The 25,639-nt window shown below is 62.3% G+C and carries 27 protein-coding genes; 14 read left to right on the top strand and 13 right to left on the bottom strand.

Features of this window, described 5'->3' with window-relative positions:
• Window positions 1-22: 22 nt before the first annotated feature.
• The gene (locus BLW22_RS05040) at window positions 23-607 is read right to left on the bottom strand and encodes a nitroreductase family protein (protein WP_027604274.1); all 585 of its coding nucleotides are present in this window, start codon (window positions 605-607) and stop codon (window positions 23-25) included.
• A gap of 153 nt (window positions 608-760) precedes the next feature.
• On the opposite strand from BLW22_RS05040, the gene BLW22_RS05045 reads away from it, so the two are divergent.
• The gene (locus tag BLW22_RS05045) at window positions 761-1,210 is read left to right on the top strand and encodes a YcgN family cysteine cluster protein (protein ID WP_003172524.1); all 450 of its coding nucleotides are present in this window, start codon (window positions 761-763) and stop codon (window positions 1,208-1,210) included.
• 13 nt (window positions 1,211-1,223) lie between these two features.
• Window positions 1,224-2,444 carry a hypothetical protein gene (locus BLW22_RS05050; RefSeq protein ID WP_065928182.1) on the top strand — a complete coding sequence of 407 codons (1,221 nt, stop codon included), beginning with the start codon at window positions 1,224-1,226 and terminating at the stop codon, window positions 2,442-2,444.
• Between the two features lie 188 nt (window positions 2,445-2,632).
• Here the strand turns inward: BLW22_RS05050 and BLW22_RS05055 are convergent, their stop codons facing one another.
• The 3 genes from BLW22_RS05055 to BLW22_RS05065 all read right to left on the bottom strand — a co-directional run bounded on the left by BLW22_RS05055 (window position 2,633) and on the right by BLW22_RS05065 (window position 4,061).
• Entirely contained in the window at window positions 2,633-2,983 is a 351-nt protein-coding gene (locus BLW22_RS05055) for a YgaP family membrane protein (protein ID WP_027604272.1), read from the bottom strand.
• Window positions 2,984-3,050: 67 nt separating this feature from the next.
• Entirely contained in the window at window positions 3,051-3,518 is a 468-nt protein-coding gene (locus BLW22_RS05060; protein WP_065938927.1) for an RNA methyltransferase, read from the bottom strand.
• Between the two features lie 168 nt (window positions 3,519-3,686).
• Window positions 3,687-4,061 carry a YajD family HNH nuclease gene (locus BLW22_RS05065; protein WP_003210675.1) on the bottom strand — a complete coding sequence of 125 codons (375 nt, stop codon included), beginning with the start codon at window positions 4,059-4,061 and terminating at the stop codon, window positions 3,687-3,689.
• A 106-nt stretch (window positions 4,062-4,167) separates the two neighbouring features.
• Between BLW22_RS05065 and BLW22_RS05070 the strand changes: the two genes are divergently transcribed.
• Window positions 4,168-5,088, top strand: coding sequence for a ParB/Srx family N-terminal domain-containing protein (locus tag BLW22_RS05070; RefSeq protein ID WP_065928180.1), 921 nt, complete (start codon window positions 4,168-4,170; stop codon window positions 5,086-5,088).
• A 40-nt stretch (window positions 5,089-5,128) separates the two neighbouring features.
• Here the strand turns inward: BLW22_RS05070 and BLW22_RS05075 are convergent, their stop codons facing one another.
• Window positions 5,129-5,815, bottom strand: a complete 687-nt coding sequence (locus tag BLW22_RS05075; protein ID WP_065928179.1) for a spermidine synthase — start codon at window positions 5,813-5,815, stop codon at window positions 5,129-5,131.
• A gap of 78 nt (window positions 5,816-5,893) precedes the next feature.
• On the opposite strand from BLW22_RS05075, the gene BLW22_RS05080 reads away from it, so the two are divergent.
• On the top strand, window positions 5,894-6,172 hold the full coding sequence (locus BLW22_RS05080; RefSeq protein WP_027604268.1) for a hypothetical protein: 279 nt from the start codon (window positions 5,894-5,896) through the stop codon (window positions 6,170-6,172).
• On the opposite strand, the gene BLW22_RS05085 is transcribed toward BLW22_RS05080, so the two are convergent.
• Together BLW22_RS05085 and BLW22_RS05090 are read right to left on the bottom strand one after the other, a co-directional pair.
• Entirely contained in the window at window positions 6,169-6,642 is a 474-nt protein-coding gene (locus BLW22_RS05085; protein ID WP_027604267.1) for a cyclic nucleotide-binding domain-containing protein, read from the bottom strand. The two genes, BLW22_RS05080 and BLW22_RS05085, sit on opposite strands and share 4 nt — an antisense overlap.
• A gap of 69 nt (window positions 6,643-6,711) precedes the next feature.
• Window positions 6,712-8,754: a S9 family peptidase gene (locus BLW22_RS05090; RefSeq protein ID WP_074844475.1), complete on the bottom strand. Its 2,043-nt coding sequence runs from the start codon at window positions 8,752-8,754 to the stop codon at window positions 6,712-6,714.
• Between the two features lie 24 nt (window positions 8,755-8,778).
• On the opposite strand from BLW22_RS05090, the gene BLW22_RS05095 reads away from it, so the two are divergent.
• The 3 genes from BLW22_RS05095 to BLW22_RS05105 are packed head-to-tail and all read left to right on the top strand — an operon-like array spanning window position 8,779 to window position 10,673.
• A complete protein-coding gene (locus BLW22_RS05095; protein WP_027604265.1) occupies window positions 8,779-9,312 on the top strand; it encodes a hypothetical protein in 534 nt (177 codons plus the stop codon).
• 30 nt (window positions 9,313-9,342) lie between these two features.
• Complete coding sequence (locus BLW22_RS05100) at window positions 9,343-10,119, top strand: class II glutamine amidotransferase (RefSeq protein ID WP_065928175.1); 777 nt, start codon at window positions 9,343-9,345, stop codon at window positions 10,117-10,119.
• An 11-nt stretch (window positions 10,120-10,130) separates the two neighbouring features.
• A complete protein-coding gene (locus BLW22_RS05105; RefSeq protein WP_027604263.1) occupies window positions 10,131-10,673 on the top strand; it encodes a DUF2937 family protein in 543 nt (180 codons plus the stop codon).
• A 59-nt stretch (window positions 10,674-10,732) separates the two neighbouring features.
• Here BLW22_RS05105 and BLW22_RS05110 read toward each other — a convergent pair whose 3' ends face one another.
• A complete protein-coding gene (locus BLW22_RS05110) occupies window positions 10,733-11,647 on the bottom strand; it encodes a LysR family transcriptional regulator (protein ID WP_065928174.1) in 915 nt (304 codons plus the stop codon).
• Between the two features lie 174 nt (window positions 11,648-11,821).
• On the opposite strand from BLW22_RS05110, the gene BLW22_RS05115 reads away from it, so the two are divergent.
• Genes BLW22_RS05115 through BLW22_RS05125 form a run of 3 tightly spaced genes read left to right on the top strand, consistent with a single transcriptional unit; the run spans window position 11,822 to window position 14,168 of the window.
• The gene (locus BLW22_RS05115; RefSeq protein WP_065928173.1) at window positions 11,822-12,562 is read left to right on the top strand and encodes a 5-oxoprolinase subunit PxpA; all 741 of its coding nucleotides are present in this window, start codon (window positions 11,822-11,824) and stop codon (window positions 12,560-12,562) included.
• On the top strand, window positions 12,559-13,263 hold the full coding sequence (gene pxpB / locus BLW22_RS05120) for a 5-oxoprolinase subunit PxpB (protein WP_065928172.1): 705 nt from the start codon (window positions 12,559-12,561) through the stop codon (window positions 13,261-13,263). Before BLW22_RS05115 ends, pxpB begins: the two co-directional genes overlap by 4 nt.
• A complete protein-coding gene (locus tag BLW22_RS05125) occupies window positions 13,260-14,168 on the top strand; it encodes a 5-oxoprolinase subunit C family protein (RefSeq protein ID WP_074844478.1) in 909 nt (302 codons plus the stop codon). Before pxpB ends, BLW22_RS05125 begins: the two co-directional genes overlap by 4 nt.
• An 82-nt stretch (window positions 14,169-14,250) precedes the next feature.
• Here the strand turns inward: BLW22_RS05125 and BLW22_RS05130 are convergent, their stop codons facing one another.
• The 3 genes from BLW22_RS05130 to BLW22_RS05140 all read right to left on the bottom strand — a co-directional run bounded on the left by BLW22_RS05130 (window position 14,251) and on the right by BLW22_RS05140 (window position 17,536).
• A complete protein-coding gene (locus BLW22_RS05130) occupies window positions 14,251-15,429 on the bottom strand; it encodes a vWA domain-containing protein (RefSeq protein WP_024074064.1) in 1,179 nt (392 codons plus the stop codon).
• Window positions 15,429-16,274: an AAA family ATPase gene (locus tag BLW22_RS05135; RefSeq protein WP_027604257.1), complete on the bottom strand. Its 846-nt coding sequence runs from the start codon at window positions 16,272-16,274 to the stop codon at window positions 15,429-15,431. Before BLW22_RS05135 ends, BLW22_RS05130 begins: the two co-directional genes overlap by 1 nt.
• A 185-nt stretch (window positions 16,275-16,459) precedes the next feature.
• Window positions 16,460-17,536, bottom strand: a complete 1,077-nt coding sequence (locus tag BLW22_RS05140) for an AsmA family protein (RefSeq protein WP_074844482.1) — start codon at window positions 17,534-17,536, stop codon at window positions 16,460-16,462.
• A 129-nt stretch (window positions 17,537-17,665) separates the two neighbouring features.
• On the opposite strand from BLW22_RS05140, the gene cysK reads away from it, so the two are divergent.
• Both cysK and BLW22_RS05150 read left to right on the top strand, forming a co-directional pair.
• Window positions 17,666-18,640, top strand: coding sequence for a cysteine synthase A (gene cysK / locus BLW22_RS05145; RefSeq protein WP_027604255.1), 975 nt, complete (start codon window positions 17,666-17,668; stop codon window positions 18,638-18,640).
• Window positions 18,641-18,767: 127 nt separating this feature from the next.
• Complete coding sequence (locus BLW22_RS05150) at window positions 18,768-19,706, top strand: aspartyl/asparaginyl beta-hydroxylase domain-containing protein (protein WP_074844485.1); 939 nt, start codon at window positions 18,768-18,770, stop codon at window positions 19,704-19,706.
• Window positions 19,707-19,787: 81 nt separating this feature from the next.
• On the opposite strand, the gene acnA is transcribed toward BLW22_RS05150, so the two are convergent.
• Window positions 19,788-22,529: an aconitate hydratase AcnA gene (acnA, locus tag BLW22_RS05155; protein WP_074844488.1), complete on the bottom strand. Its 2,742-nt coding sequence runs from the start codon at window positions 22,527-22,529 to the stop codon at window positions 19,788-19,790.
• Between the two features lie 196 nt (window positions 22,530-22,725).
• Between acnA and rlmM the strand changes: the two genes are divergently transcribed.
• Both rlmM and tusA read left to right on the top strand, forming a co-directional pair.
• Window positions 22,726-23,802 carry a 23S rRNA (cytidine(2498)-2'-O)-methyltransferase RlmM gene (gene rlmM, locus BLW22_RS05160; RefSeq protein ID WP_046490414.1) on the top strand — a complete coding sequence of 359 codons (1,077 nt, stop codon included), beginning with the start codon at window positions 22,726-22,728 and terminating at the stop codon, window positions 23,800-23,802.
• A gap of 27 nt (window positions 23,803-23,829) precedes the next feature.
• Window positions 23,830-24,081: a sulfurtransferase TusA gene (tusA, locus tag BLW22_RS05165; RefSeq protein WP_065928166.1), complete on the top strand. Its 252-nt coding sequence runs from the start codon at window positions 23,830-23,832 to the stop codon at window positions 24,079-24,081.
• Window positions 24,082-24,207: 126 nt separating this feature from the next.
• Here tusA and BLW22_RS05170 read toward each other — a convergent pair whose 3' ends face one another.
• Complete coding sequence (locus BLW22_RS05170) at window positions 24,208-25,596, bottom strand: MATE family efflux transporter (protein ID WP_074844492.1); 1,389 nt, start codon at window positions 25,594-25,596, stop codon at window positions 24,208-24,210.
• Between the last annotated feature and the right edge of the window lie 43 nt (window positions 25,597-25,639).

Here is a 25,639-nt window from a genome sequence, read left to right on the forward strand (position 1 = left end):
ACATTTTGAGATTGCGTCAGTTTCAGAGGCTGAAATCACCTTCTGACACCAGCTCGCTCAGCGGCTTGCGCGGGCTTGGCGCTTCACGGCCTTGCAGGTACTCCGGCAAGGTCGATTTGTCGCCCAGCTTGCCCACCGCAACGGCGGCATGCAGCGCATAACCCTGTGGAATCTTCAGCTCCTTGCGCGTCAGTTCCTGATCGAAGCCGGCCATGCCGTGGGTGTGCCAGCCGCTGAGGCTGGCTTGCAGCGCCAGGTGGCCCCAGGCCGAGCCGGTGTCGAAGGTGTGCCACAGTGCCGGGGTTTCTTCCGTGGCGCCGGGGGCGATGAAGTCGGTTTTCGAGGCAATGATCACCAGGGCCGACGCATGCTGTGCCCAACCACGGTTGAATTCATTCAGCAGGCCCAGGAAGCGCTCCCAGTCCGGCGTGTCACGGCGTGCGTAGAGAAAACGCCAAGGCTGCGAGTTGTAGGCCGACGGTGCCCAGCGTGCGGCTTCGAAGAAGCTCAGCAGGGTTTCCTGCGGGATGCTCTCGCCGGTAAAGGCACGGGGCGACCAGCGTTCGGTGAACTGGGTATGGATCGGGTAATCGGCAACGCGTGTCATGGGCAGCTCCTGATCGTCAATTCGGCGCTCAAAGCTACTGCGCCCCCGCTAGACTGACAAGTCTTGTCATACCGACAGTCGTAAGCGCTTGGCCCCAGGGGCCTTGGGCACTAGACTGGCGGCCTTTTCACCTACCGATACCGATGTAGAGCCATGGCCGCCAAAGTCGAACCTTTCTGGATACGCAAAACCCTTGAACACCTCGACCAGGAGGAGTGGGAGTCGTTGTGCGACGGCTGTGGCCTGTGCTGCCTGCAAAAGCTTGAGGATGAAGACGATAACAGCGTCTATTACACGCGCATCGCCTGCAAGCTGCTGGACCTGAAAACCTGCCAGTGCACCGACTACCCCAACCGCCGTGCCTCGGTACCCGACTGCATCCAGCTCACCCCGGGCCAGGCCGACCAGTTCAAATGGCTGCCGCCCACCTGCGGCTACCGCCTGGTCAGCGAGCGCAAGGACCTGCCGTTGTGGCACCACCTGGTCTGCGGCGACCGCGATGCCGTGCACCACGAACGCATTTCCCAGTCCGGGCGCATGCTCAGCGAAGGCAGCGTGCCCGAGGACGACTGGGAGGATTACCTGATCTTCCGCGCGGGCTGAACAAGGAGTGTGTATGAGGGCGGGAACCAAGCTGGCGGCAAGCCTGGTGTTGCTGGCGTTGAGCATGCCTGCGTGGTGCGCGAAGAAAGTCGACCTGGATTATCACGTCAAGCTGCTGCCCCAGGACGATCAGGCCGAGGTGCGGGTGAGCCTGTCCCAGGGTTCGGCGGTGCGCAGCCTGAACTTCGACCTGGGCCGCGCCGGCGACTACAGCGACTTCAAGGCCGATGGCCAGTGGAGTGTCAATGACCACCGTGGCCTGTGGCAACCCAGCGCCAACAAGGCCAGCCTGACCTATCGGGTGCGCCTGAGCCACGCGCGCAAACCGGGTATTTACGAAGCTCGGATGACTCCGAGCTGGGCGCTGTTTCGCGGCGAAGACCTGGTGCCGCCCGCACGCCTCGACCAGCAGGACGGCGTCGAACTGGTCTCGCGCCTGGTGTTCGAACTGCCGGCCGGCTGGAAAAGCATCGAAACCGCCTGGCCGCGCATCGGCAAGAACAAGTTCCGCATCGACAACGTCTCGCGCCTGTTTGACCGGCCCACCGGCTGGATGCTCGCCGGCACCCTGGGCAGCCGCCGCGTGCGCCTGGGCGAGACCGAAGTGACCATCGCCTCGCCCAAGGGCCAAGCCATGCGGCGGATGGATGTGCTGACACTGCTGACCTTTGTCTGGCCGCAGGTGGAAGCGGCGTTCCCACGTCATCCGGCCAAGCTGCTGGTGGTGGGCGCCAGCGATCCGATGCGCCGTGGTGCGGTCTCGTCGCGCGACTCGATCTACCTCAACAGCCGCACGCCGCTGGTCAGCGAGAACGGCAGCAGCCCGTTGATCCGTGAAGTGGTGCAGGCGATTGGCCGCTTCAACGACCACGACACCAGCGACTGGATCAGCGAGGGGCTGGCGGAGTACTACGCCATTGAACTGGTGCGCCGTGCCGGCGGGGTGACCGATGAGCGCTATCAGGCGATACAGGCGCGCTTGGCCAGGGACGGCAAGGACGTGACCAGCCTGCGCGGCGACCACGTCAGCGGTGCGACGGTGTCACGGGCGGTGGTGGTGTTGCAGGAGCTGGATCGCGAGATCCGCGTAAAGACTCACAACAAGCGCTCCCTGGATGATCTCGCGCAGGCGGTGATGCGCGCCAACAGCATCACCACCGCCGAGTTTGTGCAGTTGGCCGAGAGCATCATTGGGGAATCGTCGGTGGTACTGGACAGCAAGCTGCTGCGCTGAGCCCTCGCCATACACAAAACAAAAGGTGGGAGGGGGCAAGCTCTAATGCCATGTAGGAGCGAGCTTGCTCGCGAAAAACGTCAACGATAACGCGTGCTTCCTGAATGAACGCGGCGCCTGTGAGTTTTTCGCGAGCAAGCTCGCTCCTACATGATGGCATTAGGACTTGCCCCCTCCCACATTTGAATCTAACCAGTGGTCTTAACGGCCTTCTCAGCCGCCACTTCCGCCTTGGTCTTCAGGTTTTTCAGCTCTGCACCGGCACGCTCGATCTTCGTGCGTACGCTGTTCATTTCCTGGCGGCCCTGTTCCAGCTTGTCTTTAAGCGCACTGTGCCCGGTAAACCCGCGCGCCAGTGCCACGCCGCCGATCGCCACCTGAATCAGGCCGAAAATCCCGCCACGGCGCAGGCCTTTGCCCACCATCATCACGCCACCGGCCACTGAGCCGATACGTTCCCAGCCGTGCACGTTCTGGGTGGGCTGATTCTGGAAGGGGGTGTGTTCGATGATAGGTCGCAAGGTTGTGCTGTCGCTCATGATCTGTCTCCAACAAGGTCAAGTGTATGCAGCTGACTGCGCGCAGGCGCCGGATGTTCCCAAAAGATCAGTACTTGGGGCCCGAACGGGTGTTATTGCCCTTGGCCATGCGGTCGTAGAGCACCACGTTGACGGTGGCGGCCAGGTTCATGCAGCCGGTGGTGGGGATGTACACGACGTCTTCGCACCAATCGCGGATGTCTTTATCCAGCGACCCGTCTTCAGGGCCGAAGATGTACAGCGCGCGGTCGGGGTGAGTGTATTCGGGCAGCGGGCGGGCACCGTCCACCAGCTCCACGGCGACCGGGATGCAGCCCAGGGGCAGGATCTTCTTCAGGTCATCGATGCCGATCAGCGGAATATCGTGGTGGACCTTCTTGGTGTCGGTGATGAAGTCCCGGGCGCGCTCGTAGCGCACGCCGGTGTAGAACACCGAGGCCACGCCGTAGCAGCCGGCGGCACGCATGACCGAGCCAACGTTTTCGGGGGATTTGGGGTTATACAGACCGATGCAGCTGTAGCGTTTATTGCCCACGGGGAAGGGTGCCTTGGAGAAAAGCGGCGATTATACGGCCTCAAGGCGGTGTATTGCTTGGGCTAACGCTATCGGGAGCAAGCCCCCTCCCACATTTGAAAGTGTTCACAACTCAAAATGTGGGAGGGGGCTTGCTCCCGATGAGGCCAGGACAGGCGACGACACTCTTCAGTCGTCTTTCTTCATCAACCCCGCCAACGCCGCAAACGGGTTATGCGTGGCCTTGGCGATCGTCGGGCTGCTGGTGGAGCCTTCGCCGAAGTACTGCTGGTCGGTGTAGCGCGAGTGTTCGTTGTCGTGGCAGTACAGGCACAGCAACTCCCAGTTCGAGCCGTCCTGGGGATTGTCATCATGATTGTGGTTACGGTGGTGTACGGTGAGTTCGCTCAAGCGCTTGCCGGCGAACTCACGGGCGCAGCGGCCGCACACGTGGGGGTACATCTTCAGGGCTTTGTCGCGGTAGCCCATTTCCCGGTCGCGCTGGGCATCGGCAAGGATGCGGTCCAGCTTGGCGGTGTGGGAGGGCGGGTTGGTCGAGCTCATCATGGCTCCTGGCTGTTTGGTGGTCACGGATAGCGTTGATTCTAGCCGCTTGCGTCGCAAATGACTGCTGGGATCGATTTACTTTACTCATAAGGATCTGAAAAACATGCGTCTGCTTTCATGGACTGTTGCACTGCTGCTGTGTGTCGTTACCCTTCAGGCCCAGGCGTTCTCGACGCCCAAGCCCGGGCAGGTGATCGAGGTTGCCCTTGAACAGTTGCATCCGACCCAGGCGGTGGTGGGCTTCGACCAGATCTACTACAGCCTGGGCCTGTTCGCCGACAAACCCGCCAAGGTCTTCGATGAATACTGCGAAACCAACGGCCAGGGTGAGGCCGGCAAAGTGCCCGACAAGGCTGACCTGCACCAGCCCGACAGCTTCACCTGCAAGGACCCGGTGGGCACCCATCCCGAGGACATGAAAACCGTGGTGGTCGGCCCTGCCGGCCAGCTGTACCTGACCGACGGTCACCACAGTTTCACCACCTTGTGGGAAGTGCCCGGCGGCGGCCCGCGCTTGAAGATGTGGGTCAAGGTCACCGACGACTTCAGCAACAGCCCGAACATGGCGAGCTTCTGGCAGCGCATGGAAGCGGCCCGCAAGGTCTGGCTCAAGGACAACCAGGGCCAGGCCCTGCCGCCGGAACAACTGCCGGCACACCTGGGCTTCAAGAACCTGCAGGACGACACCTTCCGCAGCCTGGTGTACTTCACCCGCAAGGCCGCCTATGGCAAGCCGAATGACGGGCAGATCGCCCCGGAGTTCCTGGAGTTCTATTGGGGTAACTGGCTGCGCACGCAGATTGATCTGGGCCAGTACAACCTGAACAAGAAAGGCGGCTACAAGGATGCTATCGAAGCGGTCGCCAAGCGCATGGTCAGCCTGGCGCCGGGCTCGCAGGTGGGGGACAGCGGTTTTACCGCCCATCAACTGGGCGGCATGACCCGGCTGGACCGCGATGAGCTGGAGAAGACCTTCGACAAAAAAGTGCCGTACGTGATCGACTACCGCAAATCCCACAACTGACAGGGATCAACATGTGGGAGGGGCGTCTTGGGAAGCGTGCTCAGCCCTTGAGCTTCTCCGCTATCCAGATGGTATGCCGGGTGCCCTTGTTGCCATGGGCAAACACCTGCACTTCCTCGGCCTTGAAACCGGCCTTGCGCAGTTTGTCGCTGAACAGTTTATCGGCGCTGGCGGACCACACCGCCAGCACGCCCTTGGGCCGCAGGGCCTTGGCGCAGGCGGCCAGGCCACCGGCGGAATAGAGCCAGCTGTTGGCCTTCTGCGTCAGGCCTTCGGGGCCGTTGTCGACGTCGAGCATGATCGCGTCAAAGCCCTGGGGCTCGGCCTGCAGCACCTTGGCCACGTCTTCCATGCGGATCACCGTGCGCGGGTCCAGCAGTGGGCGGCCGGACTTTTCCCCCAGTGGCCCCCGGTTCCATTCCACGACACCGGGCACCAGTTCCGCCACCACCACTTCGGCGCTCTTGCCCAGGTGCTTGAGCGCCGACGCCAGGGTAAAGCCCATGCCCAACCCACCGATCAATACCCGTGAGCCCGGGCGCCCCGCGACCTTGCGGCAAGGGATTTGCGCCAGCGCGTCTTCGGAGCCGTGCATGCGCGTGTTCATCAACTGGCCGCCGTCACCGCCCTGGATCTTGATGACAAAGTCTTCACCGTATTCGAACAGGCACAAGGCACCGCCGTTGTCGGGGATCGGGGTGGTGTCCAGCAGAACGAAACGTTTCATGGAAATCTCATTGGGAAGGGCATTCTTGCGCGGTTGGGAGTAGCCTTACGACATTCCGGTCAGGCCATGGAGCCATCGATGAAGTGCAGCATTCTAACGGTCATTGTGTTGAGCGCGCTCGCATTGGGTGCGGCGCAGGCTCAGGAGTTGCAAACCGTACCGGTGGCGCCGGCACCTAGCCCCGGCGCACCGGGCACGCCAACGCCGACGCTGTATCCGCAGATCACCCCGCCGGCCGTGCCGAAGACGAACGGTTCACCGCCGTTGGTGCCCATCGTATTGCCGACGCCGCCGAAGGACCAGACGGTGCCTGGCCTGCAGCAGAACGACAGCAAGCCGAAGACGCCCGGCGGTTAAAACTGTTGGGAGAGTAATTGCCCATCGGCCATGCGCAGGCGCTTGGACAACGCGATGGCGATTGCGCGGATGATCTTCGCCGCCACACGCGGCGTTTCATTGAGCATCTTTTCCAGGGCGTCCTTGCCCAGGTTCAACAACACACAGTCGCTGGCGGCCACGCAACTGGCGGAGCGTCGCTCGCCGTCAAGCACGGCCATCTCCCCAAAGGCCCGGCCGCTGCGCAGGGTGGCGATGGTCAGGCGCTGGCCGGTGTGGTTGGTTTTCTGCACCGCCACCTGGCCGCTGTGGATGATGCACATGAAGGTGCCGGCATCGCCCTCGAGGAAAATCACCTCGCCCTCGGCAATGCTGCTGATATTGAAGTAGCCGGCGGCGACGTAAAAGTCTTCCGGCAACAACGGGTCGAACAGGCCGCAGTCCATGAGCATGTCGCGGATTTCGGTATTCATTAAAGTCGGGAGTGCCATGGCTGCAATCTTGGTCCATCAATCAGGAGGCGGTCTGAATGTTCAGACAGGACCGCCCCGCTAAGTTCCTTAAACCAGCCCCAGCGCCTTGAACACAAATGCATATTCGAGTGCTACGTCACGTAATCCCTGGTAGCGACCGCTCATCCCGCCGTGGCCGGCACCCAGTTCGGTCTTGAGCAACAGCAGGTTGTCGTCCGTCTTGGTTGCGCGCAACTTGGCCACCCACTTGGCCGCTTCCCAGTACTGCACGCGGCTGTCGTTGTAGCCGGCGATCACCAGGGTGGCCGGGTAGGCCTGGGCGCTGACGTTTTCGTACGGTGCGTAGGCCTTGATGCGTTCATACACCGCGGGCTCTTCGGGGTTGCCCCACTCGTCGTACTCGGTGATGGTCAGCGGCAATTCCGGGTCGAGCATGGTGTTGAGCACGTCGACAAACGGCACTTCGGCAATCGCCGCCTGGAACAACTCCGGACGCTGGTTGAGCACCGCGCCGATCAACAGGCCGCCGGCACTGCCGCCGCTGATGACCAGTTGCCTGGAGGTGGTCAGGCCTTCGGCGATCAGGTGTTCGGAACACGCGATAAAGTCGCTGAAGGTGTTCTGCTTGTGTTCCTGCTTGCCATTGCGATACCAGGCTTCACCCAGTTCGCCACCGCCGCGCACATGCGCAATGGCGAAGGCCACGCCACGGTCCAGCAGGCTCAGGCGTGCATGGGAGAACCACGGGTCGAGGCTTGAGCCATAGGCGCCGTAGCCATACAGGTACAACGGTGTTGGCTTGCCGAGCTGGTCGCGCTTGACCACCAGGCTGATCGGCACCTGGGTGCCATCGGCGGAGGTGGCCCACAGGCGCTGGCTGACGTAGTCATCGGCATTGAACACGCCGAGTACCGGGGTTTCCTTGAGCACCTGTTGCGCGCCGCTGGCCAGTTCCAGCTGGCGCACCTGGGCCGGGCGGTTCAGGGCTTCATAGCGCAGGCGGATCTTGTCGCTGACGAATTCCAGGCTGTTTTGCACGTAGAGGCTGTAGGCGGCATCGGGCAGCTCCACGCGATACGGCGGCAAGCCCTGGGGGTGTACTTCGATCACCGGCAGGCCGCCGATGCGCAGGCTCAGGGTCATGGCACCGGTGTTCAGGCTGACGCCGTCGAGCATCACGTCATCGCTGTGGGGGATCAGGTTCTGCCACTCATCCTCGGTTGGCACGTCGCCAATGTCGGTCGCCACAAACAGGGCGTAGTTGATGCCATCACGGTTGCTACGGATAAACCAGGTCCACGCGCCATTCAGTTGGCCGTGGTCGACATCGTATTCATGGTCCTCGACCCGTGGCGCCAGGCAGGTGAAGTCCAGGTGCGGCTGGTCGGCATCCAGCGCCCAGACCTCGCTGGTGGTCTTGCTGCCGAGCGAGAGCAGCAACTGGCGCTCGGAGCTGGAGCGGTAGCAGTGCAGGAAGAAACGCCCGTCGGGCTCGTGGAACACTTCCTGCGCCGCCGTGCCATCCAGGCGGTAGCGATACAGCTTGTGCGGGCGGTGGGTGTCGTCCAGCTCGCCGAAGAACAGGGTCAGGCTGTCATTGGCCCAGGTCATGCTGCCGTCGCAGTTCTCGAACGCCAGTTCGCTGACTTTGTCGGTGGCCAATTCCTTCACGAACAGGGTATAGATCTCTTCGCCACTGGTATCGAGGCTGTAGGCCAGGCGCTGGTGATCGGGGCTGATGCTGAATGCGCCGAGGGAAAAGAAGCCGCCGTTGGCCAGCACGTTCGGGTCCAGCAACAGCTCTTCGCTGCTGTCGTCCACCTGGTTGCCGTCGTCGGCCGGGCGGCGGCAGCGGTAGTGGCGGGCGTATTCGTCACCGGCGGTGGTGCGCGTGTAATACAGATACGGGCCCCAGGGAGAGGGCAGGGACAGGTCGGTTTCGAGGATGCGGCCCTTGATCTCCTCGAACAGGGTTTCGCGCAGGGCCTGCTGGTCGGCGAGCCGGGCTTCCTGGAAGGCATTTTCGGCCTTCAGGTAATCAAGGACTTCAACGCTGTCGCGCTCTTGCAGCCAGGCGTACGGGTCCTGGCCTGGGGCTTTACGGGCAATCGGGGCGGTCGATGAAGGCATGGAGCACTCTCTGTCTGGCGGAAGGTGGCAGGCATTGCAGCCGCGACACGCAAAAGCCGTTATCATAGCCGCCTGTTTGCCTACCTTGCCATGGACACCATGACCGAGAACGACTATCTGACCGCTTGGGGCCTTTACGCCTTCGCTGCCTTGGGCTGCCTGTTGGTGTGGTGGCGCATGACCCGCTGGATCTGGCGCTGGCTGCGCGAACCGCTGCAATTGCTGATGGCCGTGCTGTTGTTGAGCCCGACCATCGTCGACCCGGTCAAGACTCAGTTCGCGCCGGCCGTGGCCATCACGGCCCTGGACCTGGTGCTCAAGGTCGGCAATAACGCCTGGCGGGCGATTTCCGATTTGTTCATGTACACCCTGATCGCCTTTGGTGTGTACCTCGTGTTTGTGCTGATCCGCTGGCCCATCGAGCGCGCCGCCAACGCCCGCCGTGAGCGCAAGGCCGCCACCGACGCCGCCTTGGCCGCCGAGCCTGTGGATGAAGACGATGAGCCGTTCCGTCGTCCTGCACCGGTGAGCGGTATGCGGGTCGAACCGCGCCTTTAACGTTGTCCGCCCTGCAGCGAGAGCCCTGGCATGTGTGAATTATTGGGCATGAGTGCCAACGTCCCCACCGATATCGTGTTCAGCTTTACCGGGCTGATGCAGCGCGGTGGACGTACGGGCCCCCACCGCGACGGTTGGGGCATCGCCTTCTACGAAGGTCGTGGCCTGCGCCTGTTCCAGGACCCGGCCGCCAGCAGTGAGTCGGAAGTCGCCCTGCTGGTGCAGCGTTACCCCATCAAGAGTGAAGTGGTGATCGGCCATATCCGCCAGGCCAACGTCGGCAAGGTGAGCCTGGCCAACACCCACCCGTTCGTGCGCGAACTGTGGGGCCGCAACTGGTGTTTCGCCCACAACGGCCAGTTGGCAGACTTCCACCCCCGCGCCACGTTCTATCGGCCAGTCGGCGATACCGACAGCGAAGCGGCCTTCTGCGACCTGCTCAACCGCGTGCGCGAGGCCTTCCCCGAGCCGGTGGACATCGAACAGATGCTGCCGGACCTGATCGCCGCCTGTGCCGAATACCGCAGCAAAGGTGTGTTCAACTGCCTGCTCAGCGACGGTGACTGGCTGTTTTGCTATTGCTCGACCAAACTGGCGCAGATCACCCGGCGTGCGCCGTTTGGTCCGGCGCGCCTGAAGGATGTCGACGTGATCGTCGATTTTCAGGCCGAAACCACCCCCAACGATGTGGTGACGGTGATCGCCACCGAGCCGTTGACCGACAACGAAAACTGGACCCGCTACGAACCGGGCCAATGGAGCCTGTGGCGACGCGGTGAATGCGTCAGCCAGGGCGTTACCGAGTAAGGATATCGACCATGTTGCTCAGCTATCTGCGGTTGGTGCTGTTTGCCATTGGCCTGTTGGTCGGCGTGCAAGTGCCGGGGTTTATCAACGACTACGCCAAGCGCGTCGAAGCCCACCTGATCGAGGCGCAGACCGGCCTGAGCGGGTTTGAAACCACCGCACGACAGTTCTTCAACGGTGACTTGAAGGCCTTGGTGGCGCATTACCGCGCCAGCGACGACCCGGTGTTCCAGAGCGACGCCAACAGCCTGGGCGCCATGCTTGACCGCCAGGTGGCGTTGGACAAGCAATTCCAGGCCATGCAAGGCCCGTGGTACATCCGTGCCCTGCAAGTGGCGGTGGCCGCCGACCCGGATATCCGCCTGGAGACCTGGAACGGCTACAGCTACCAGATCCTGCTGACCCCCGAAGCCATGGGCTGGGGCCTGGGCGGGGCGATGCTGCTGTCGTTTGGCCTGGAGTGTCTGTTCCGCCTGATCGACTGGGTGGTGCTGGGTGGCAAGCGCTTGCGCCAGAGCCGGCCAATCGAAGAGCGGGACCTGAAAGGTCTCTAACCCACACCTCGGTCTAATGTGGGAGGGGCTTGCCTCCTCCCACATTTGTACCGGTTTATTCAGTTGCTCAGCACCATCCGCTCTTCGCCGACTTCCTCGGCATAGCGGGCAACGACCTGTTGGCACAACCCCACGATCTCCTCCACCAATTCCACCCCCACGCGCCACGACACCACCACCTGCAGGTTCGGCAGTTTCTGCGCCATCGGCAACATCACCAATTCGCCCCGCGCCAGTTCTTCCCTGACCAGCACCGGCGGCAACGCACCAATCCCGAAGCCATCGCGCAACAACCGGGTAATCGCCGACACCGAGTTCACGCAGTTCATCCGTGGCGCGGCCACGCCGTTGGCCTGCATCAGGCTGATGACGTCCTGGTGCGGGTGGGAGTTTTTCGAGTAGGTGATGATGCGCTCCTGGGCCAGTTCGGCGAGGGAGGCGTAGTCGCGGTTGTAGATCGACTGGCTGGCGACGATCCAGGCCATGGGGTGGCTGGCCAGCTCCAGGCTGCGCACGGTTTCCAGGCGCAGCAGGTCGGTTTGCAGGATCAGGTCGAGAAAGCCTTTTTGCAGCTGATCGCTGAGGTTAAGCGCGGTGTCGGCGATCAATTCGATTTCCACCAGGGGGAAATGATCCATCAGTTCCGCCACCAACGGGCTGAGCCAGGTATGGATCACCGTGTCCATCGCACCGATGCGAATGCGCCCGACCTTGCTGCTGGTGGTTTCCAGGGACTGTTTCAGGCCCTGCATGGTCACCATCATCTGCTCGGCGTAATCGAGCACCTTCAAGCCTTCCGGGGTCAGGCTGACGCCCCGGGAGTCGCGCAGGAACAGCTTTACCCCCAGCTCGCTTTCCAGCACGGCGATGCGGCTGGAAATCGAGGCCTGGGTGGTGAACAGCTTCTCCGCAGTCAGGCGGAAGCTCTTGAGCTTGGCCACCCAGACGAAGGTTTCGAGGAACTTCAAATTCATGGGATCAACTTTTTCTTATGCATGGATCGGTTTTTATTAGTTGGACGCCGCACCGGGCAAACGCCAAAAATCAGGCTATTCCACGATAAGCGCCGTTGGGGTATCAGGACAAGTTGCGAGTTCTGCGTAAAAAATCCCACACTACAAAAAACAAAGCCTACAGGAGCAACCACCGTGAGCCGTCTGCTATTGAATTGCGACATCGGCGAGAGCTTTGGCAACTGGACCATGGGTCTGGACGCCGAGGTGATGCCGTTCATCGATTGCGCCAACGTGGCCTGCGGCTTTCATGCCGGCGATCCGAGCATCATGCGCAAGACCGTCAGCCTGGCCCTCAAGCACGGTGTACAGGTGGGCGCACACCCGGCGTACCAGGACCTGCAAGGCTTCGGCCGCCGCTCCATGGCCTACACCCCCCAGGAAATCCAGGACCTGCTGCATTACCAGATCGGCGCCCTCGACGGCATCTGCCGCGCCCAGGGCGGGCGTGTCAGTTACGTCAAGCCCCATGGCGCGATGTACAACGACATGATGGCCAACCCGGCGCAACTGCGTGCGGTGATCGAGGCCGTGGCCGCGTATGGCGACCTGCCGCTGATGCTGTTGGCGACCCGCGACAACAGCGCGGCCCAGGCACTGGGCGACGAATACGGGGTGATCCTGTGGTTCGAGGCCTTTGCCGACCGTGCCTACGACGCCAACGGCCATCTGGTTTCCCGTCAATTGCCAGGGGCGGTGCACCATGATCCAGAGGTCATCGTCCAACAGTCCTTGACCCTTTCCCGTGGTCAACCCCTGACCGCCAGCGACGGCAGCCCGCTGCTATTGCGCGCCAATACCCTGTGCGTGCATGGCGACAATGCCAGCTCGGTCGCCGCCGTAAAGCGTATCCGCGAGGCATTGAAGCCAGCATGAAGCCGCGGATTGAAGTGGTGGCGATCGACTGCCTGATGGTGCGTCTGTTCGAGGTGATCGCCGAAGCCAATATGCCGTGGATGCTCGCCGCCACCCATCGCTTGCGCAGCGGTTTTGGCGCAGCCTTGGTGGATCTGGTGCCGTCCTACACCACCTTGATGGTGCATTACGACCTCACAGCGTTGAGCCCGGCCCAGGCGCGGGAATTGATCGACCAGGCCCTGACCGACCTGCAACCCCAGGCCCAGGGCAGCGGCCAGTGCCATGTGCTGCCGGTGTGGTACGACCTGAGTGTCGGCCCTGAACTGACATTGCTCGCCCAGCGCAGTGGCCTGGCCGTCGACGACGTGATCCGCCGCCACAGCGCCCACGAATACCAGGTATTCGCCCTCGGCTTCGCCCCCGGTTTTGCCTTTATGGGGCTGGTGGATGAAATCCTCGCCACACCGCGCCTGAGCACCCCGCGCCAGCGCGTGGCGGCCGGCAGTGTCGGTATCGCCGAGCGACAGACCGCTGCCTATCCGGTGGTGTCCCCCGGTGGCTGGAATCTCATTGGCCGTACCCCGGCCAAGCTGTTTGATCGCGAGCGCGACGGCTACAGCCTGATGCAGCCTGGCGACACGGTACGCTTTGAGTCAGTCAGCCACGCCGAATTTATCAATCTGGGTGGCGATGACACGCCGTTGGAGGCGCAGGCATGAGCCGCTTGATCATCGAGGCCAGCACGCCGCTGTGCCTGTTGCAGGACGCCGGTCGTTTTGGCGTGCGTCACCTGGGCGTGACCCAGGGCGGCGCGCTGGATTGGGTGTCGATGTCCTGGGCCAACTGGCTGCTGGGCAATGCGCTGGACGCGCCGGTGGTGGAAATCACCCTCGGCGGCTTTACTGTGCAGGCCGAGGAGTATTGCCTGCTGGCGTTGGCCGGTGCGGATCTGGGCGCGTATATCGACGAGCGCGCCCTCAGCCCCGGGCGCAGTTTTATCCTGCAAAAGGGCCAGCGCCTGCGCTTCACCCAGCCGTTCAGCGGCGCGCGGGCTTACCTGGCGGCGCCCGGCGGGTTTGATGCGCCGGATGTGCTGGGCAGCTGCGCCACGGTGGTACGTGAGGCGCTGGGCGGGCCGGACGGTTTCGGCAAGGCCTTGGCCGAAGGCGGGCGCTTGGCCTATTCCGGTACCGGCGGTGCGATGAAAGTGCTGAGCGAACAGGCGTTGCCGGCCAAGGTGCCGCTGGAGGTGATCGTCGGCGCCCAAATTGGCCTGTTCAGCGGCCAGAGCCTGTTCGATGCCTTCAACACCGACTGGGCCCTGGACAGCCGCGCCGACCGTATGGGCATGCGCTTGCTCGGTACGCCGTTGCAGTACCAGGGGCCCTCGCTGATTTCCGAAGGGATCCCGTTGGGTGGCATCCAAGTGCCGCCGGATGGGCAGCCGATTGTGTTGCTCAATGATCGCCAGACCATTGGCGGGTACCCGCGTCTAGGGGCGTTGACGCCATTGGCGCTGGCGCGGCTGGCGCAGTGTTTGCCGGGAGAAAAGGTGAGGTTGGCGCCGGTGGTGCAGGAAACGGCGCATCGGCAGCATGTCGAGTATTTGCGCCGCTTTACATAACACCGCAATTTAAAATGTGGGAGGGGCGGTGCGACGCACCGCCCCTCCCACATTAGATTTCCTACATGATTGGGACCGGCGTTTATTTCGAAAGGAAGCGCATCCCTTCCTCAAGCCCGCGCAACGTCAGCGGGTACATCTGATCCTCCACCAACTCCCGCACAATCCCCGTCGAGGCCGTATAACCCCAGGTATCCTTGGGATACGGGTTAATCCAGATCAGTTTCTTGTACTTGGCCATGAAGCGCTGCATCCACACATACCCCGGCTCTTCATTCCAATGCTCGACGCTGCCGCCGGCCTGGGTGATTTCATAGGGCGCCATCGACGCATCGCCGATAAAGATCACTTTGTAATCGGCACCGTACTTGTGCAGCAGGTCCTGGGTGGAGGTGCGCTCGGAGGTGCGGCGCTGGTTGTTCTTCCACACCGACTCGTACACGAAGTTGTGGAAGTAGAAGTACTCCAGGTGCTTGAACTCGGTCTTGCAGGCCGAGAACAGTTCTTCGCAGATCTTCACGTGGGCATCCATCGAGCCGCCGATATCGAACAGCAACAGCAGCTTGATGGTGTTGCGCCGTTCCGGGCGCATCTGGATATTCAGCAGCCCGGCATCGCGAGCGGTGTGGTCGATGGTGCCGTCGATGTCCAACTCTTCGGCCGCACCCTGGCGGGCGAACTTGCGCAGGCGGCGCAGGGCGATCTTGATATTGCGGGTGCCCAGTTCCACCTGGTCATCGAGGTTCTTGTATTCGCGCTGGTCCCAGACTTTTACCGCCTTGCCCTGGCGTTTGCCGGCGTCGCCGACGCGAATGCCTTCGGGGTTGTAGCCGCCGGAGCCAAACGGGCTGGTACCGCCGGTGCCGATCCATTTGTTGCCGCCGGCGTGGCGTTCCTTCTGTTCTTCCAGGCGTTTCTTGAATGCCTCGATCAGCTTGTCGAGGCCGCCCAGGGACTGGATCTGTGCGCGCTCTTCATCGCTCAGCGAGCGCTCGAATTCCTTGCGCAGCCAGTCTTCGGGGATCAGCGCCTGCAGGTGATCGTCGAGCTTTTCCAGGCCATTGAAGTAGGCGCTGAAGGCGCGGTCGAACTTGTCGAAATGCCGTTCGTCCTTGACCAGGATCGCCCGGGCCAAGTAGTAGAACTCGTCCATGTCGGCAAAGGTCACGCGCTGTTTCAGCGCGTTGATCAGGTCGAGCAGCTCGCGCACCGACACCGGGACCTTGGCTGCGCGCATTTCATTGAACAGGTTGAGCAACATTATCGATTACCGCGACGGCTCATGAATGCCAGGCGTTCGAGCAACTGCACGTCTTGCTCGTTCTTGACCAAGGCACCGGCCAGAGGCGGGATGGCCTTGGTGGGGTCGCGCTCGCGCAGCACCGCTTCGCCGATATTGTCGGCCATCAGCAACTTGAGCCAGTCAACCAGCTCGGAGGTGGACGGTTTTTTCTTCAGGCCGGGGACTTTGCGCACGTCGAAAAACACGTCCAGCGCCTCGCTGACCAGCTCCTTCTTGATGTCCGGGTAGTGCACGTCGACGATTTTTTGCAGGGTGGTGCGGTCGGGGAAGGCGATGTAGTGGAAGAAGCAGCGGCGCAGGAACGCGTCCGGCAGCTCTTTTTCGTTGTTGGAGGTAATGATGATGATTGGGCGCTTCCTGGCCTTGATGGTCTCGTCGATTTCGTAGACGTAGAACTCCATCTTGTCGAGCTCTTGCAGCAGGTCGTTGGGGAACTCGATGTCGGCCTTGTCGATTTCATCGATCAGCAGGATCACCCGCTCCTCGGACTCGAATGCTTCCCAGAGCTTGCCCTTCTTCAGGTAGTTGCGCACGTCGTGCACCTTGTCCACTCCCAGTTGCGAGTCGCGCAGGCGGCTGACCGCGTCGTACTCGTACAGGCCCTGGTGGGCCTTGGTAGTGGACTTGATGTGCCAGGTGATCAGCCTGGCGCCGAAGGACTCGGCCAGTTGTTCGGCGAGCATGGTCTTGCCGGTGCCGGGCTCACCCTTGACCAGCAGCGGACGCTCCAGGGTGATGGCAGCGTTGACGGCCAGTTTCAGGTCATCAGTGGCAACGTAGGCCTGGGTGCCTTCGAACTTCATCGGTCATTCCTCGAATTCATCAATGCCCGGACTATACCTCGCGGCCCCGGCGACTGTGAACGCAGACGGGTTATTCAGTCTCTGAATGACCAATGTGGGAGGGGGCTTGCTCCCGATGACGGCGGATCAGCCAATGAATCTGTTGGCTGAAACATTGCCATCGGGAGCAAGCCCCCTCCCACATTTTAATCTGCGCTGGGCTTGGGCTGCTCATAGCGCGCATTGAACGCCTGGATAAAACCATTACGCAAAATCGCCAAAAATGCGGAGAACGCGCTGACATTTTGCTGGTGCACGCTGCCACTGAGTTCCACGCGGGTGGCGAACTGGTTCTTTGCCTGGTTCTTCAATACGGTCTCGCTCGCGCCCACCACGGCCTCCCAGATCGAACGAAAGATGTTCTTGTCCTTGTTCTCCACGTCCTGCTGCCAGTCGAAGACTTCCACGTCGCGCAGCAGCGGCTTGATGTACCCGGTCAATTGACCTTTTTCCGCCTGGGCTTCGATCACCACGTCCCCGGTGCCGGCCTTGAAGTCGAACTTGCCATAGGCGGCGGCGAAGTCGTTCATGCGCTTGAGCTGCAAGTCCCTGGCGCGGAAGCGAAACTCGAAGTTCTCGAAGTTGCTCAGCGGGTCGAAGGTGGCGGTGGCTTCCAGCGGAGCCTGGCCTTGCAGCAGGGCCTTGCCGTCGAAGCGCGCGTCGCGCCGGCCTTTGACGTCGACCACATTGGTCAGGTTGTAGAAGCTGGCGTTGACGTCGGTCGCGTCGATCTTCACCACGGGCTTGGAGCTGAAGTTGTGGAAGGCGATCTTGCCGTCTTCGATGCGTACTTCGTCGAGGGTGATGGGGGCCAACTTACTCAACTGCTCGCGCCAGTCGGTACCCTTACCGGTCTGGGAGGCTTGCTTATTGGCGCCGCCGTCGACGAAGTTAACCTCGGGCTGGATAAACAGCACTTTGGCCACCACCGCGTGGTCGTACCAGAGAGCGTGCCAGCTCACCGCCAGGTCGATCAGCGGCGCCTTGACGAACGGGACGGGCACCTTGCCGTCGACCTTGACGATCTCCAGGCCGTTGATCCGGTACGCACCCCGCCACAGCGCGAGGTCCACGTCGGTCACCTGGCCGCGGTAATCGCCCATGTCGGCGAGCTTGTCATTCAGGTAGTTACGCACCAGGTAAGGGAGCGCGATGCTCACGGCGACCAGGACCACCAGCAATCCGGCAATGGTCCATAGTGGCCAGCTGTAGCGACGTTTCATGGGGAGAGTCCTCTGTCCATACTGGTGCGGTGGACCCCTGCGGCAGGTGCAACGTTCCTTCGACTGGACGCTTTGCAGCACGAGGCATACCCTTGGAGCCTTTCTGAAAACCGCCTAATAGGACCCGCCATGAGCCGCATTTTTGCAGACAACGCGCACTCCATCGGTAACACGCCCCTGGTTCAGATCAACCGTATCGCACCGCGTGGCGTGACCATCCTGGCCAAGATCGAGGGGCGTAACCCGGGTTATTCGGTGAAGTGCCGCATTGGCGCAAACATGATCTGGGACGCCGAAGGCACCGGCAAGCTCAAGCCGGGCATGACCATCGTGGAACCGACTTCCGGCAATACCGGTATCGGCCTGGCCTTTGTCGCCGCCGCCCGTGGCTACAAGTTGCTGCTGACCATGCCGGCGTCCATGAGTATCGAACGCCGCAAGGTGCTCAAGGCCCTCGGCGCCGAATTGGTCCTCACCGAGCCGGCCAAGGGCATGAAGGGTGCCATCGACAAGGCCGGCGAAATCGTTGCCAGTGACCCGGCCACCTACTTTATGCCGGCCCAGTTCGAAAACCCGGCCAACCCGGCCATCCACGAAAAAACCACCGGCCCGGAAATCTGGAACGACACCGATGGCGCCGTGGACGTGCTGGTGGCGGGCGTGGGCACGGGGGGCACCATCACCGGTGTGTCGCGCTACATCAAGAACACTGCAGGCAAGCCGATCCTGTCGGTGGCTGTCGAGCCGATGGTGTCGCCGGTGATCACCCAGGCCCTGGCCGGTGCAGAGATCAAGCCCAGCCCCCACAAGATCCAGGGGATTGGCGCCGGGTTCGTGCCGAAAAACCTCGACCTGTCGATGGTCGACCGCGTGGAACTGGTGACCGACGAGGAATCCAAGGCCATGGCCCTGCGCCTGATGCAGGAAGAGGGCATCCTGTGCGGTATCTCCTGCGGTGCCGCCATGGCCGTGGCCGTACGCCTGGCCGAGAAGCCGGAAATGCAGGGCAAGACCATTGTGGTGATCCTGCCGGACTCCGGTGAACGCTACCTGTCGAGCATGCTGTTCAGCGATTTGTTTACCGAGCAGGAAAACCAGGCTTGATTTATGTCAGCCGGTCAGCCTGGGCCTTCTGCATAATGGCCCAACTGTTTATCATGGCCGGCTGTCACGTCTGGTCTCCCGTCGCCGGGAGGCTGTTGGCCAGGCGCTTATTTCCAGGAGTTGCTGCATGACCTTTTCTTTGGCCGCCAAACTGTCGGTGTTGTTGCTGTTTATCGGCAGCACGCTGTATGTGCACCTGCGCGGCAAGGCCCGTTTGCCGATGTTGCGCCAGTTCGTCAACCATTCGGCGCTGTTCGCCCCCTATAACGCCTTGATGTACCTGTTTTCGGCCGTGCCGTCCAAGCCGTACCTGGACCGCAGCAAGTTCCCGGAACTGGACGTGCTCAAGGACAACTGGGAGGTGATCCGCGAAGAGGCCATGCACCTGTTCGACGAGGGTTACATCCGCGCCGCCGAAAAGAACAACGACGCCGGTTTCGGTTCGTTCTTCAAGAAGGGCTGGAAGCGGTTCTACCTCAAGTGGTACGACAAACCCCTGCCATCGGCCGAGGCGCTGTGCCCGAAAACCGTGGCCTTGGTGAGCAGCATCCCCAACGTCAAGGGCGCGATGTTCGCGCTGTTGCCGGGCGGCAGCCACCTCAACCCGCACCGTGACCCGTTTGCCGGTTCCCTGCGTTATCACCTGGGCTTGTCCACGCCGAACTCCGACGACTGCCGCATCTTCGTCGACGGCCAGGTGTATGCCTGGCGCGACGGTGAAGACGTGATGTTCGACGAAACCTATGTGCACTGGGTGAAGAACGAAACCGAGAAGACCCGCGTGATCCTGTTCTGCGACATCGAGCGTCCGCTGAGCAACCGCCTGATGACTCGCGTCAACCGCTGGGTCAGCAAGCAACTGGGCCGCGCCACCGCACCGCAGAACCTGGATGACGAGCGCGTCGGCGGCATCAACCAGGCGTATGCCTGGAGCAAGACCTTCAGCGACAAGTTCAGCGGCGTGGTCAAGCAGTGGAAGCGCAAGCATCCGAAGGCTTACCGCATTGCGCGGCCGGTGCTGGCGGTAGTGGTGCTGGTACTGCTGTGGAAGTGGTTGTTCGGCTGATCTGAAGCGTTAGACGCGGTCAAAATGTGGGAGGGGGCAAGCCCCCTCCCACATTTGATCTCCATTGCTTTTGAGATCGCCTTAAGAGGCAATCAACTGCCGCAGCACATAGTGCAGAATCCCCCCCGACTTGAAGTACTCCACTTCATTCAAGGTATCGATCCGGCACAGCACCTCGACCTTCTCGCTGCTGCCATCCTCGCGGGTAATCACCAGCGTCAGGTTCATCCGCGGCACGATCTCTACCTCGGTCAGGCCGAGAATATCGATCTTCTCCTTGCCCGTAAGCTTCAGCGCCTTGCGGTTCTGATCCAGCTTGAACTGCAGCGGCAGCACGCCCATGCCCACCAGGTTGGAACGGTGAATCCGCTCGAAACTCTCGGCGATCACCGCCTTGACCCCCAGCAGGTTGGTGCCCTTGGCGGCCCAGTCGCGGCTGGAGCCGGTGCCGTACTCCTGACCGGCGATCACCACCAGCGGTGTGCCCGAGGCCTGGTACTTCATGGCCGCATCGTAGATCGGCATTTTCTCGCCGGTGGGGATGTACAGCGTATTGCCGCCTTCCTCGCCGCCAAGCATTTCGTTGCGAATGCGTATATTGGCGAAGGTGCCGCGCATCATCACTTCATGGTTGCCCCGACGTGAGCCGTAGGAGTTGAAGTCACGCGGCTCCACGCCTTGCTCGCGCAGGTAGCGGCCGGCGGGGCTGTCGGTCTTGATGTTGCCGGCGGGGGAAATGTGGTCGGTGGTCACCGAGTCCCCCAGCAACGCCAGTACGTGGGCGCCCTTGACGTCTTTGATCACCGGCAGAGGCCCGGCGATGTCGTCGAAGAATGGCGGGTGCTGGATGTAGGTGGAGTCTTTCTGCCACACATAGGTCGCGGCCTGTGGCACTTCAATGGCTTGCCACTGTTCGTCACCGGCAAACACCTCGGCGTATTCCTTGTGGAACATTCCGGTGCTGACCTGCGCAACGGCGTCGGCGATCTCCTGGCTGCTCGGCCAGATGTCCTTCAAATACACCGGATTACCCTGTTGATCGTTACCCAGCGGTTCGCTGCTGATATCGATGCGTACGGTCCCCGCCAAAGCGTAGGCCACCACCAGCGGCGGCGAGGCCAGCCAGTTGGTTTTCACCAGGGGGTGCACGCGGCCTTCAAAGTTGCGGTTGCCGGACAGCACCGACGCTACGGCGAGGTCGGCCTTCTGGATGGCTTTTTCAATCGGCTCGGGCAACGGCCCGGAGTTGCCGATGCAGGTGGTGCAGCCATAGCCCACGAGGTCGAAGCCAATTTTATCCAGATACTGGGTGAGGCCCGCGGCCTTGTAGTAGTCGGTGACCACTTTGGAGCCAGGCGCCAGGGAGGTTTTCACCCAGGGTTTGCGCGTGAGGCCTTTCTCCACGGCTTTTTTCGCCACCAGCCCGGCGGCCATCATCACGCTGGGGTTGGACGTGTTGGTACAGGAGGTGATGGCGGCGATCACCACGGCGCCGTTTTTCAGGCGATAGGTCTGGCCTTCGTATTCATAGTCGGTTTCGCCCACCAGGTCGGCGTTGCCCACGGCCACACCGCCGCCGCCTTCACTTTCCAGGCGGCCTTCTTCCTTGGTGGTGGGTTTGAACTGCAGGTCGAGGAAGTCGCTGAACGCCTGGCCGACGTTGGGCAGGGACACACGGTCCTGTGGGCGTTTCGGCCCAGCGAGGCTGGCTTCGACGCTGCCCATGTCGAGGGCCAGGCTGTCGGTGAACACTGGCTCCTGACCAGCGTTGCGCCACAGGCCCTGGGCCTTGGTGTAGGCCTCGACCAGCTTCACAGTGGCAGCCGGGCGACCGGAGAGGCGCAGGTAGTCCAGGGTCACCTCATCCACCGGGAAAAAGCCGCAGGTGGCGCCGTATTCCGGGGCCATGTTGGCGATGGTCGCGCGGTCCGCCAGGGGCAGGTCGGCCAGGCCGTCGCCGTAGAACTCGACGAACTTACCCACCACGCCTTTCTTGCGCAGCATCTGGGTGACGGTCAGCACCAGGTCGGTGGCGGTGATGCCTTCTTTCAATTTGCCGGTGAGCTTGAAGCCGATCACTTCCGGGATCAGCATCGACACCGGCTGGCCGAGCATCGCCGCTTCCGCTTCGATCCCGCCCACGCCCCAGCCGAGCACGCCGAGGCCGTTGATCATGGTGGTGTGGGAGTCGGTGCCCACCAGGGTGTCTGGGAAGGCGTAGGTGCGGCCGTCCTCGTCCTTGGTCCACACGGTGCGGCCCAGGTATTCGAGGTTGACCTGGTGGCAGATGCCGGTGCCCGGCGGTACCACACTGAAGTTGTCGAAGGCGCTCTGGCCCCAGCGCAGGAAGGCGTAGCGTTCGCCGTTGCGCTGCATTTCGATGTCGACGTTCTGCTCGAAGGCGTCGGCGTTGCCGAACTTGTCGACCATCACCGAGTGGTCGATCACCAGGTCCACCGGCGAGAGCGGGTTGATGCGCTGCGGGTCGCCGCCGGCCTTGGCCACGGCGGCGCGCATGGCGGCCAGGTCGACCACGGCGGGTACGCCGGTAAAGTCCTGCATCAGCACGCGGGCGGGGCGGTACTGGATCTCGCGGTCGGACTGGCGCTCTTTGAGCCAGGCGGCAATGGCCTTGAGGTCGGCGCCGGTGACGGTCTTGTTGTCCTCCCAGCGCAGCAGGTTCTCCAGCAGCACCTTGAGGGACATCGGCAGCTTATCCAGGTCACCCAGGCGCTTGGCGGCTTCGGGCAGGCTGAAATAGTGGTAGGTCTTGTCGTCGATTTCTAAAGTTTTAAGGGTTCTCAGGCTATCAAGGGATGACATTACATGACTCCTTATGGTCCGCACGGCTACGGACCTGACGGGACGAACAGAGCTTTCAAACTAGCGCTGTTTTCAGTAGCTGGCTAATTACTGGACTCTATGGACAGAACCAAGGTTCCGAACTCGGCTATCATGCGCGCGTTTTCATGACAGGCATTGCGATAGCGCAACGTCAGTTGAGTCACCAGGAGAGTCGATGAACACCCTTTTTATGCACTGCCGCCCGGGGTTTGAGGGCGAAGTCTGTTCCGAGATCGCGGAACACGCCGCGCGCCTGAACGTTTCCGGCTACGCCAAGGCCAAGACCGGCAGCGCCTGCGCCGAATTTGTCTGCACCGAAGAAGACGGCGCCCAGCGCCTGATGCACGGCCAGCGCTTTGCCGAGCTGATCTTCCCGCGGCAGTGGGCGCGCGGGGTGTTTATCGACCTGCCGGAAACCGACCGTATCAGCGTGATCCTCGCTCACCTGCGTGAATTCCCGGTGTGCGGCAGCCTGTGGCTGGAGATGGTCGACACCAATGACGGCAAGGAACTCTCGAACTTCTGCAAGAAATTCGAAGTGCACCTGCGCAAAGCCTTGTTGAACGCCGGCAAGCTGGTGGACGACCCGAGCAAGCCGCGCCTGCTGCTGACCTTCAAAAGCGGCCGCGAAGTGTTCATGGGCCTGGCCGAGTCGAATAACTCGGCGATGTGGCCGATGGGCATCCCGCGGTTGAAATTCCCCCGGGACGCGCCCAGCCGCTCGACCCTGAAGCTGGAAGAGGCCTGGCACCACTTTATCCCCCGCGACCAGTGGGACGAGCGCCTGCATGGCGACATGACCGGTGTCGATCTGGGGGCGGCCCCTGGTGGCTGGACCTGGCAACTGGTCAACCGTGGCATGCTGGTGACCGCCATCGACAACGGCCCCATGGCCGAAAGCCTGATGGACACCGGCCTGGTGCAGCACCTGATGGCCGACGGCTTTACTTTCGTGCCCAAGCAGCCGGTGGACTGGATGGTGTGCGACATCGTCGAAAAGCCGGCGCGCAACGCGGCGCTGCTTGAGACCTGGATCGGCGAAGGGTATTGCCGCGAGGCGGTGGTGAACCTGAAGTTGCCGATGAAACAGCGTTACGCCGAGGTCAAGCGCCTGCTGGAACGTATCGAGGACGGTTTCAAGGCGCGCGGCATTCGGGTGGAGATCGGCTGCAAGCAGCTGTATCACGACCGTGAAGAAGTGACCTGCCACCTGCGTCGGCTGGTGGATGTGAAGAAAACCAAGGCCCGCTAAACTGAGCGCCGGTTTCAGGAGTAGACAATGAGCGATATTTTCGACACCGCCGTGGATGGCACCCTCGACGCAACGGGCCTCAACTGCCCTGAGCCGGTGATGATGCTGCACCAGCACATCCGCGACCTGCCGCCCGGCGGCTTGCTCAAGGTGATCGCGACCGACCCGTCGACGCGCCGCGATATCCCCAAGTTCTGCGTGTTCCTTGACCATGAACTGGTGGATCAACAGGAGCAGGCCGGTACCTATCTGTACTGGATCCGCAAAAAACTCGACTAACACCGGTCCCTGTAGGAGCGAGCTTGCTCGCGAAGGGCGTTAACGATGATGCGGGTATCCTGAAGGAACGCGGCGCTCTCGGGTTTTTCGCGAGCAAGCTCGCTCCTACAGGGGTACGCGTTGTGCTTATGCCTTGTTGGCGCGAATGCGCCGGCGTGCACTGCGCGCCAGGCGCACCAGCAGCATCCCCGCCGCACAGCTCAAGCCCACGATCAGCCCTTGCCACAAACCGCTCGGGCCGCTGGGTTCGCCCAGCCAGTTGCTCAGCCCCAGGGCGTACCCCACCGGCAGCCCCACGCCCCAATAGGCAAACAGGGTCAGCACCATGGTGACACGGGTGTCCTGGTAGCCACGCAGGGCGCCGGCGGCGGTGACCTGGATCGAGTCACTGAACTGAAACAGCGCTGAAAACACGATCAGCGTCGAGGCCAGGTGTATGACGATGGGGTCCGGGGTGTAGATCGCCGCAATCTGCTCGCGAAACACCAGCATCAGGCTGCACGACAGACAGGCGTACGCCAGCGCCGTGCCCATGCCGACCCCGGCGGCGAAGCGTGCTTCACGCGCCTCGCCACGCCCCAGGGCCTGGCCGACGCGCACGGTGACGGCCATGCTCAGGGAATAGGGGATCATGAACACCAGTGAGCTGACGTTCAGCGCGATCTGGTGCCCCGACACAACGGTGGCGCCCAGGCTGCCGAGCAGCAGGGCGATGACGGCAAAGATGCTCGATTCGGCAAAGATCGCGATGCCGATCGGCAGGCCAATCCCCAGTACGCGCTTGATCACCGACCACTGCGGCCAGTCGAAGCGCTTGAACAGTTCGCTGCTCTGGTAGGCCGCCCCCCAGCGGGTCCAGGCGGCCATGCCGAGCATCATCACCCACATCGCAATGGCCGTGGCCCAGCCGCAGCCCACGCCGCCCATGGCCGGCACGCCCAGGTGGCCGTAGATGAAGATGTAGTTCAGTGGAATATTCAGCGCCAGCCCGCACAGGCCCATGGCCATGCTGGGCAGGGTGCGGCCCAGGCCATCACTGAAACAGCGCAGCACGTAGTAGAGGGCGATGGCCGGCATCCCGGCGGCGATGCCATGCAGGTAGCCCATGGTGGGGGCGATAAGGTTCGGCTCGACCTTCATGGCATGCAGGATCGGCTCGGCGCAAAGCAACAGCAGTGCGCCGATGATGCCGACCACCACCGCCAGCCACAGTGACTGACGCACCAATGGCCCGATTTCGCCGTAGTGGCCCGCACCGTAGCGCTGGGCGACTTTCGGCGTGGTGGCCAGCAGGGTACCGGTCATCAGCAGGTACACCGGAATCCAGATCGAGTTGCCCAGGCCCACCGCCGCCAGGTCCTGGGGGCTGACGCGCCCGGCCATCACCGCATCGACGAAGCTCATGGCCGTGGTTGCCAGTTGGCCGATCATGATCGGCAGCGCGAGCGTCAGCAGGCCACCCACTTCCCGGCTGATGCGGGCGGGGCGGGTGAGGGGGGCAGTGGCAGTGTTCACGTACGCAAGTCCAGTCAAGAGGGTGCAAGGCCGCGGATTCTAC

The sequence above is a fragment of the Pseudomonas marginalis genome, from assembly GCF_900105325.1.
Taxonomy (GTDB): domain Bacteria; phylum Pseudomonadota; class Gammaproteobacteria; order Pseudomonadales; family Pseudomonadaceae; genus Aquipseudomonas; species Aquipseudomonas marginalis.